Consider the following 8,322-nt stretch of genomic DNA (forward strand, 5'->3'; position numbering starts at 1 on the left):
TATTTTAGCGCCAATGGGCTTTCGCCAGGACGACCTTGGGGAACAGCCAGGCTACCGCCTCTAAAAATCCTTCAGCAGCCGCTCGATGTAGTCGAGCTCGATCTGCGGACGCGAGGTGTCGCCGAGGCGGCGGCGGAGCTCTTCGAGGATGCGCCGGACGCGCTGGGCGTCGATTTCGCCGGGGATCTTGACGGTGTAGTCGTCGCCGAACTCGCGGCCATGGAGGGGGCGGCCGAGCGGATCGGTCTGATTGCCGCCGCTCTGCTGGCGGCCGGCGCGATTGCCGGGACCGTCGCCCTGACCATCGCCGTCGCCCTGCTGCATCGCCTCGGCCATCTTCTGCGCGCCCTTGCGCAGCGCATCGAGCGCCTTTCCTTGCGAGTCCACGGCGCCGTCGGCATTGCCCTCACCGAGCTTGGAGCCGGCATCGCCCATGGCGCCATCGGCGGCATCGAGGCCACCATCGTCATCGCCCTGGTCACCGTCCTGATCGCCGTTCTGGCCGGGCTGGCCCTGGTCGCCTTGCTGACCCTGCTGCCCTTTCTGACCCTTCTGTCCTTTCTGGGCGAGGCCGCGCTTGGCGAGTTCGTCCTGCAGCTTCTTCAGGCGCTCGCGCAGCGACTGCTGGTCCTGCTGGAGGTCGGACATCGACTGGTCGCCCTGCTGCTTTCCGCGCGAGCGGTCACGTCGGGAGTCCTGGCCCTGCTTGTAGGTCTTGTCGCGCAATTGCTGCTGCTTGCGGATCATGTCGCTGAGCTCGTTGAGCGCCTGCTCCATGTCGCTGTCGCCGGATTGCCCGGGCTGCGCCATCTGGAGATTTTCCATGATCTGCGCGAGCTGCTCGAGCATGCGCTGGGCCGCCTCGCGATTGCCCTCGCGCGCCAGCTTCTCGATCTGCTTCACCATCTCGTCCAAATCGCGCTGGGTAATGACGGAGCGATCGCGATTGGACGACTGGCTTCTTTCAGTCGCGCGCTTGTATTCCTCAAGCTTCTGAATGGCGTCGGACTGATTGTTCAGGCTGCGCCCAGACTCCTTCTGCCGGAGGTTGTCGCCGGCGTCCTGCATTGCCTTTTCCGCGCCATCGAGCAGTGCATCAGGATCCTGATCCTGCTGAGCGGCGACGGCCGGGAAGCCTCCCAACAGGAGGGCAAGGCAGGCGATCCACATCGCCTGCAAGACTGGCACGCGTGCTAACTTCCGCATTTCCGGTCTCGCGTAAATTGATTGGGTCCGTCGCCCGGCGCCTTCGCCCGGCTGTTCGCCGACTTCCGATAGGCCTGGAGCTGCTCGCGCAAGGCGTCCTGCTGCTGCGCCAGCTCCTCGAGCTGCGCCGCCGTGGCATTCTGGGTCTTCTGTCGCAACTCCACCGCCTTGTCGAGAATGAGCTGGACCTCCGCGGGGAAAGGCTGCCGGGCTCCCAGCGGATTTTGCTCGGCGCGCCGGGCGACGTCGCGCACCTTTCCAGCCATCGCCTCGCGCAGCTTTCGCGTCAGCGCCTTGATCTCCTCCTCGCTGGCACCGCGTTCGAGCGCCTGCTTGAGCGCATCCTGCGCCGAGCGCAGCGCGGCGTTGACGCTGCCGGCGACACCGTCGTCCTCGATGGTGACCGCGAACGCCCACATGCTGCCCACGACATCGCGCAGCGCGTCATCGGTGCGGGCCGCTTCGAGCTGGAGTGCCAGGCTGCGCAGGCCGAGATAGCAGCCGGCATCCGGCGTGAACAATTCAGGCGCGATCATCAGCGCATCGAGCGCGGCGTAGACGTCGGAATTCTTGTTGGCGTCGAGCGCGAGGATGCGGCGCTGCTCGATCAGCGCGCGCGCGAGCGAGTTGGTGAAGAGCCGCTCGGGCAGGCGCATGTTGAAGGGATCGCTCTTCGCCTCGTTGCCGGCCTCGTCCTTGGCAGTCAGCGTCAACGTCACGTCGGCGCCGGCATAGGGGTCCTCGCTGAGGTCCTTCACCGTCTGGCCGAGGCCGTTGCGGGTGCGCGCGTTCGGCAGCACGAGCGGGAATCGCGGCTGCTGGAACAGCGGCCGCGCGGCGACCTTGGTGTCGGCGTCCTTGCTGCCGTCCTTCGTGCCATCCTTGGCACCATTCTTGGCACCATCCTTGGCGCCAGCAGACCTGGTGTCAGCAGACCTGGTGTCAGCAGGCTTGGTGTCAGCAGGCTTGGCGTCGGCGGGGCGCAGAGCAATTTGCGCTTCGGCGCCAGTGACGCCGTAATCGTCCTCGATCTTGTAGGAGAGCTGGAGCGCGCCGCGGGCCTGGCGCTCCGGATCCTTGGTAAGCGCGATCGTCGGCGCGCGGTCCGGGGTTGCCGTGAAGGCCCATTGCGGCTGGCCCGAGGGCGCGCGGACGTGGGCGGTGCCGTCGCCGGTGATGGCAAAATGCTTCTCGTTGGTGCCCTTGGGCGCAGCCTCGGTGGGGGCGACCTCCTTGAGGCCGCCGGAGACGGTCACATCCAGGCTGCCGCCGGAGGAGCGCACGATCAGGGTCGAGCCGGCGGGAACGGCGAGCGGACCGCTGGCGGGAAGCGCCGCGGCCTCCTTGTTGGCGGCCGACAGGATGACCGGCGGCTTGCCGGTGTAGAGCGGCGGCGTGACCCAGGCATCGACACGAATGTTGGCCGGCGCCAGCACGCCGTTCCAGTCAAAGGCGGCACCGACGCGCATCGCGCGCTCGTCCCCAGCCGCGAAGAAGGTCGCAACCAGCATCACCATGACCGCCGCGCGTAGCGCCCAGGGATCGCTCAGCGCGAGCCGCGGGTGCGGCAGGCCGGCGCGGATGCGCTTGAGCGAGGCCAGCGTGCGCGCGCGCTGCGCCTGCCACAGCGCCTTCGCGATTGGGTCCTGCGACGTCAGCGTGTCCGTGAGCGTGGTGGCGGGGCGGTGACGGATGCCAGAGCCCCGGTCCAGCCGCGCGAGCGCCTGCTCGCGGCTCGGCCAGCGAAAACCAATTAGCGGAAAGGCGGCGGCGGCGGCGAATCCGGCGAAGACAACCAGACCGATGGCGCGTGCGACGAAGGGCAGCGCCAGCCACAGACCGGCCCAGGACACCACCAGGAACAGGCCGGCAACAGTCAGAAGGCGCGCCAAATGCGGCCAGGCACGCTCCCACGCGATGGCATAGGTGGCCCGATCGAGGGCCTGCGCCAGCTTCAGCCGCGACAGAGCGTCGCCATCGCGGATCGGGTCTGACGGGTCGGGGGTGACGCCGTTCAATCAGCTCTCCAGGTTGCCCGGTACAGAAGCCTATCACAACGGCAGCACTGAGGCATCCGTTCCTGTACGGGAGACACCCCTTTTCCCGCATAACACGAGGACGTGACTGCTCCGGCCCAACCCCGTAATTTCCGCGCCGCGATCCAAGGAACATGCAAGAGAAATGAAGGAAACGCCATGGACAAGAAGATGCACGACAAGGGCCTGGAAGTCCGCAAAGCGGTACTGGGCGAGGCCTATGTCGACAACGCCCTGAAGAACGTCGACGACTTCAACCGTCCGTTCCAGGAGATGCTCAATGAATATTGCTGGGGCACGGTGTGGGGCCGCGAGGAACTGCCGCGCAAGACCCGCAGCATGCTCAACATCGCGATGATTGCGATCCTCAACCGGCAGCACGAATTCCGCGCACATCTGAAGGGCGCGCTTACCAACGGTGTCAGCCGCGACGAAATCCGCGAGATCCTGTTGCAGGTCGCGATCTATGGCGGCATGCCGGCCGCGGTCGACAGCTTTCGCATTGCGCGCGAGGTGTTCGCGGAGATCGATGGCAAGGCGTGAGTGCAAGAGTGAGGGCCGTCGCGTCCCTCGCGATCGTCGTCCTGGCGAAAGCCAGGACCCATAGCCACCGTCGCATTTGGTTACGGGGACTCGGAGTTACCACCGCGCGCAACGATCTCTCCCTGGGGTGATGGGTCCTGGCTTTCGCCAGGACGACGGCGGAGGGCACGGCGCGCACCGAGCAACCAACAACGAAAAACAAACACAAGGAAACACCATGGACATCGGATTCATCGGCCTTGGAAACATGGGTTTTCCAATGGCGCGGCGGCTGGTCGAGGCTGGAAATCGCCTCGTCGTGTGCGACACGCGCAAGGAGGTCGTCGACAAGCTGGTCGCGCGCGGTGCGAGCGCGGCGACGTCGCCGAAGGACGTCGCCGACCGGGTCGAGACGGTGATGGCGAGTCTGCCGTCGCTGCAAGCTTCACTGGAGGTCGCGACCGGCGCGAACGGCGTGATCGAGGGCAGATCCGTCAAACGCTTCGTCGACCTTTCGACCGTCGGCTCGCAGATGGCATCGAAGATCCACGGTCTGTTGGCCAAGCGCGGCATCGTGCAGATCGACAGCCCGGTGTCCGGCGGCGTCGGCGGGGCGGAGAAGGGCACGCTGGCGGTGATGGTGTCCGGGCCCAAGGCGGAGTTCGAGCGATTGAAGCCGGCGCTGGACGTGATCGGAAAAGTGTTCTTCATCGGCGAGAAGCCGGGCGCGGCGCAGACCATGAAGCTCGCCAACAACTTGTTGTCGGCCACCGCGATCGTGGCGACGTCGGAAGCCCTCGTGATGGGGGTCAAGGCCGGGCTCGATCCCGCCGTGATGATCGACGTCATCAACGCCGGCTCCGGCATGAACACCGCGAGCCGCGACAAGTTTCCGCGCGCGGTGCTGCCGCGCAGCTTCGACTTCGGCTTCGCCACCGGATTGATGGTGAAGGACGTGCGGCTGGCGCTGGAGGAGATGAAGCAACTCGGCCTGTCGATGGAGGTCGCCGACGCGGTCGGGCGGTTGTGGGAGACCGTGATCAGCACCGAAGGCGCCGACTCGGATTTCACCGCGGCGATCAAGCCGATCGAGCAGAAGGCGGGCGTGGTGGTGGGTGCGAAGTCGCCCAGCTAGCGCCAACACGACAAACGCAGCGCCGGTGACCGGCGCTGCGTTGTCTTCGTCGGGTCGATCTACGGTGTGAAAGGACAACTGCTACGAGCGGCGTCGGCCGAGTTCCACTTGGTCGATCGGCTGATCTAGCTGCAGGGAGGCCGCGCCGCCGCTGCACTTGATGTACTTTTCATCGCACCTGCGCATGCAACGCCTCTCGCTGGAGCATTTCGCCGCGTTGTTGTTGCAGCTGACCCAGGTGATGTCGCAGCGCGTGACCCGGGCCGAGGCGGCGCCGGAAAGTCCGACCAGAAAGACCACGCTGCAAGCCACGAAAAAACATGCGAAGCGGGCCGGCGCCGGCGAGTGAATCGTTCATTCCAATCTCCTGTGTTGGCCGGGCACGATCTGCGCCTGCGGCCGGGTCCGAGTTCCTGCCGAGACGCAGTTCAAGCCTTGGCGAGATAAGGGATCGTGCCGGCCAGATCGGTATCGTCGATGAGCTGGAAACGGCTGTCGCTACCGCTCCGGCGCGCCGCCGCAAAGCGGCCATAGGCGGGGTCGGCAACGAAGGATTCCGCCGCCTTCGCCGAGGGAAACGACATGATCGCAATCAGCGAAGTGTCGAGCGGCGCGCCTTCCAGCGTCTTCACATTGCCGCTGCGCGAGAGGTACTTGCCACCGTGCTTGTGCACGAGGTCGTGAACGGAGGCCGCATAGTCGGGTACGCCCATTTTCCGTCGGTCACTTTGATGTCTGCGATCAGATAGGCTGTCATGCCGTGTCTCCTGACTCGATGTCTGCCCCTGCCTCATTGGCGTAGGGTATGGCACCGATGTGCCAGAACACGGCGGCGGCGGACCAGTACGAGAACTGTAGCCCGGCGATACAGATACTGAATCGCGCCGGCGTCCGTCAGCTTGCCAGCTTGCGTTCCTTGGCGAACGGGCTGAGCCCCAGCCAGCTTTGCATGGCAGCGGCAAGCTGCCGGTCACCGGTGAGCAGCATCCGTTGGCTGGCAACGGCAGCGCGTACGGTTTCGAGCCCCATCCAGATCGCCGTCATCGTGCGCAGATCGACCGAGACGTAGAGATCGACCTCGAAACCCGGATCGATGGAGCAAAGATCGACACTCTCGTTGGGATCGACGATCAGCCACCAAAGGCGCTGCGTGGCGGGTAACTCGGGATAGGCGAACTGCAGGACGCTGCGGCGGCTCGGCATAGGCGTCGTATTCAGATTTCGCCGCATGTCCCACATCAGCAGCTGGACGTCGAGATGCTGAAGCGACAGATGCGATTCGATACGGCGCTGGCCCCAGACGCCGAACGCCTCGACGATCGGGCCGAGTTCGCGCCCGGCCGCCGTCAGCTGATATTCGAGCACTCCACGCTCGGAAGCCGACGATCGACGCATGACGATGCCGGCTGCTTCGAGCTCTTTCAGCCGCTGCGAGAGCAACGCAGGTGACATCCGCGGAACACCGCGGCGCAGCTCGTTGAAACGAGTCGAACCGGCAATGAGTTCGCGGAGCAGCACGATGGTCCACCGCGTACACAATATCTCGGCCGCCATCGCGACCGGACAGAACTGCCTGTAGCTGCCGATGGTCATGCGGGCCTCCGAGACAAGAGAGGCCGGGACCTTAGGGCCGGCGCGCGCGGCTTCCTAGTTCAGTTTCTGTATCAGGCTCGATTCATTCTCTGAACTGGCCGCGGACCGCGGGCGGCGTCTATCCGAACCGGCATTGTAAGCAAGGCGGCGCGCCGCGGCACCGCCTGTCAAATGTAGGAGATTTAAATGAAGAAAGACGATGCAACCGCTTCCAGATTCCTCGCCTCGCTGAGCAACGCCATGAAATGCGCCATCGTTCTCGGCGCCGGCGTCGTTCCGGCTTCCGCAGCCAACCTGACGCACAGCATCGAGGTCAGCGGCGCCGCCGCTGAGGTGTGGTCCGTCATCGGCCCGTTCTGCGCGATCAAGGACTGGCTGCCGCCGGTCGGTCAGTGCATCGAGGACGGCAAATCGCCGCCGACCCGGACGCTCGTCACCAAGGACGGCAAGGCCTCCTTCGTCGAGTCGCAGACCGCGCGTGACGACAGGGGCTACAGCTATTCCTACGCGTTCCTGTCGAGCCCGCTGCCGGTGAGCCAGTACAAGTCGACCATCAAGGTTACGGCAAGGGGTGAAGGCGTGTCGGTGGTGACCTGGACCGGCACCTACACACCCGATCCCGGCAAGGAAAAGGAAGCGATCGACGCGCTCAACGGCGTCTACGATTCCGGCCTCGCCGCAATCAGGGACCGGTTCAAGAAGTAGGTGCGGTCGACACCCGCGGCGATGAACACGGGCGGTCTCCGCGCTCATCGCCGCGGAGCGCCGCCCGTCCGCGTGTCACAGCCACGGCGCCGGCGTGTCCATCGCGATCAGCTGCTCGACTTCGAGGCGCGGACGTACCACTGCGTACCGATCGCCTTTCACCAGCACTTCCGACACCAGCGCCCTCGTATTGTAGGTGCCGGCCTGCACCGCGCCATAGGCGCCGGCGGTCATGATGGCGAGGAGATCGCCGGGCTTGGGCGTCGGCAGCGTGCGGTCGAGCGCCAGATAGTCGCCGGTCTCGCAGACCGGACCGACGACATCGGCCGTGATCGTGGCTGCGCCCTTGGCCGGCTGCGTCACCGGCAAAATATCGTGATGGGCCTCGTACAGCGTCGGGCGGATCAAATCGTTCATGGCGGCGTCGATGATAACGAAACTCTTGCCGTCGCCGTGCTTCACATAGATCACCTTCGCAACCAGGATGCCGGCATTGCCGACGATCATGCGGCCCGGCTCGAACATCAGCGTGCAGCCGAGATTGTGGCTGACGCGCTTGACCATCGCGGCATAGGCATCGGGCGCCGGCGGCGCCTCGCGGTCCATGTAATAGGGAATGCCAAGGCCGCCGCCGAAATCGACATGAGAGATGTTGTGGCCGTCGGCACGCAGCGTCTGCACGAACTCGGAGAGGATGCGGAACGCGGTCTCCATCTTGGAGAGGTCGGTGATCTGGCTGCCGATGTGCACGTCGGTGCCGGTCACCTCGATGCCAGGGAGTTTTGCCGCGCGCGCATAGACCTCGCGGGCATAGGCGATCGGAATGCCGAACTTGTTCTCGGACTTGCCGGTGGAGATCTTTGCGTGCGTGCCGGCATCGACGTCCGGATTGACGCGCACCGAGATGCGGGCGGTCTTGCCCATCTCGCTCGCAAGCCGCGACAGCAGTTCCAGCTCAGGCTCGGATTCGACGTTGAGACAGAGGATGTCGGCGGCGAGCGCGGCGCGCAGCTCTTCTTCCGTCTTGCCGACGCCGGAGAACAGGATCTTGCTTGCCGGGATGCCGGCGGCCAGCGCGCGCTTCAATTCGCCGCCGGAGACCACGTCGGCGCCGGCGCCGAGCTT

At 65.4% G+C, this 8,322-nt stretch carries 9 protein-coding genes; 4 read left to right on the forward strand and 5 right to left on the reverse strand.

The annotated features are described in order from the left end of the window. Positions 1 to 60: 60 nt before the first annotated feature. Positions 61 to 1,206 carry a DUF4175 family protein gene (locus FXV83_RS39940; protein WP_148745526.1) on the reverse strand — a complete coding sequence of 382 codons (1,146 nt, stop codon included), beginning with the start codon at positions 1,204 to 1,206 and terminating at the stop codon, positions 61 to 63. Beyond that, positions 1,194 to 3,224 carry a TIGR02302 family protein gene (locus FXV83_RS39945; protein WP_148745527.1) on the reverse strand — a complete coding sequence of 677 codons (2,031 nt, stop codon included), beginning with the start codon at positions 3,222 to 3,224 and terminating at the stop codon, positions 1,194 to 1,196. Before FXV83_RS39945 ends, FXV83_RS39940 begins: the two co-directional genes overlap by 13 nt. A gap of 177 nt (positions 3,225 to 3,401) precedes the next feature. Here FXV83_RS39945 and FXV83_RS39950 point away from each other — a divergent pair, with 177 nt between their 5' ends. The 3 genes from FXV83_RS39950 (at position 3,402) to FXV83_RS43375 (ending at position 5,248) form a co-directional block, all read left to right on the forward strand. Next, positions 3,402 to 3,785: a carboxymuconolactone decarboxylase family protein gene (locus FXV83_RS39950; RefSeq protein ID WP_148745528.1), complete on the forward strand. Its 384-nt coding sequence runs from the start codon at positions 3,402 to 3,404 to the stop codon at positions 3,783 to 3,785. A 217-nt stretch (positions 3,786 to 4,002) separates the two neighbouring features. After that, entirely contained in the window at positions 4,003 to 4,899 is an 897-nt protein-coding gene (locus FXV83_RS39955; RefSeq protein ID WP_148745529.1) for an NAD(P)-dependent oxidoreductase, read from the forward strand. A gap of 184 nt (positions 4,900 to 5,083) precedes the next feature. After that, entirely contained in the window at positions 5,084 to 5,248 is a 165-nt protein-coding gene (locus tag FXV83_RS43375) for a hypothetical protein (protein ID WP_187436497.1), read from the forward strand. Positions 5,249 to 5,327: 79 nt separating this feature from the next. On the opposite strand, the gene FXV83_RS39965 is transcribed toward FXV83_RS43375, so the two are convergent. Both FXV83_RS39965 and FXV83_RS39970 read right to left on the reverse strand, forming a co-directional pair. Continuing rightward, a complete protein-coding gene (locus tag FXV83_RS39965; protein WP_235940584.1) occupies positions 5,328 to 5,612 on the reverse strand; it encodes a DUF1330 domain-containing protein in 285 nt (94 codons plus the stop codon). Positions 5,613 to 5,793: 181 nt separating this feature from the next. Then, on the reverse strand, positions 5,794 to 6,492 hold the full coding sequence (locus tag FXV83_RS39970; RefSeq protein WP_148745530.1) for a winged helix-turn-helix transcriptional regulator: 699 nt from the start codon (positions 6,490 to 6,492) through the stop codon (positions 5,794 to 5,796). A gap of 186 nt (positions 6,493 to 6,678) precedes the next feature. Between FXV83_RS39970 and FXV83_RS39975 the strand changes: the two genes are divergently transcribed. After that, complete coding sequence (locus FXV83_RS39975; protein WP_148745531.1) at positions 6,679 to 7,197, forward strand: SRPBCC family protein; 519 nt, start codon at positions 6,679 to 6,681, stop codon at positions 7,195 to 7,197. A gap of 75 nt (positions 7,198 to 7,272) precedes the next feature. Here FXV83_RS39975 and lysA read toward each other — a convergent pair. Further along, a partial coding sequence (gene lysA / locus FXV83_RS39980; RefSeq protein ID WP_148745532.1) for a diaminopimelate decarboxylase occupies positions 7,273 to 8,322 on the reverse strand: 1,050 nt, incomplete at its 5' end.

It is taken from the genome of Bradyrhizobium hipponense (assembly GCF_008123965.1).
GTDB lineage: Bacteria > Pseudomonadota > Alphaproteobacteria > Rhizobiales > Xanthobacteraceae > Bradyrhizobium > Bradyrhizobium hipponense.

What these genes read in the sequence shown, in the direction of transcription:
- FXV83_RS39940 (WP_148745526.1), bottom strand. Translation starts at nt 1,206, where the DNA reads ATGCGGAAGTTAGCACGCGTGCCAGTCTTGCAGGCGATGTGGATCGCC.
- FXV83_RS39950 (WP_148745528.1), top strand. Translation starts at nt 3,402, where the DNA reads ATGGACAAGAAGATGCACGACAAGGGCCTGGAAGTCCGCAAAGCGGTA.
- FXV83_RS39955 (WP_148745529.1), top strand. Translation starts at nt 4,003, where the DNA reads ATGGACATCGGATTCATCGGCCTTGGAAACATGGGTTTTCCAATGGCG.
- FXV83_RS43375 (WP_187436497.1), top strand. Translation starts at nt 5,084, where the DNA reads ATGCAACGCCTCTCGCTGGAGCATTTCGCCGCGTTGTTGTTGCAGCTG.
- FXV83_RS39965 (WP_235940584.1), bottom strand. Translation starts at nt 5,612, where the DNA reads ATGGGCGTACCCGACTATGCGGCCTCCGTTCACGACCTCGTGCACAAG.
- FXV83_RS39970 (WP_148745530.1), bottom strand. Translation starts at nt 6,492, where the DNA reads ATGACCATCGGCAGCTACAGGCAGTTCTGTCCGGTCGCGATGGCGGCC.
- FXV83_RS39975 (WP_148745531.1), top strand. Translation starts at nt 6,679, where the DNA reads ATGAAGAAAGACGATGCAACCGCTTCCAGATTCCTCGCCTCGCTGAGC.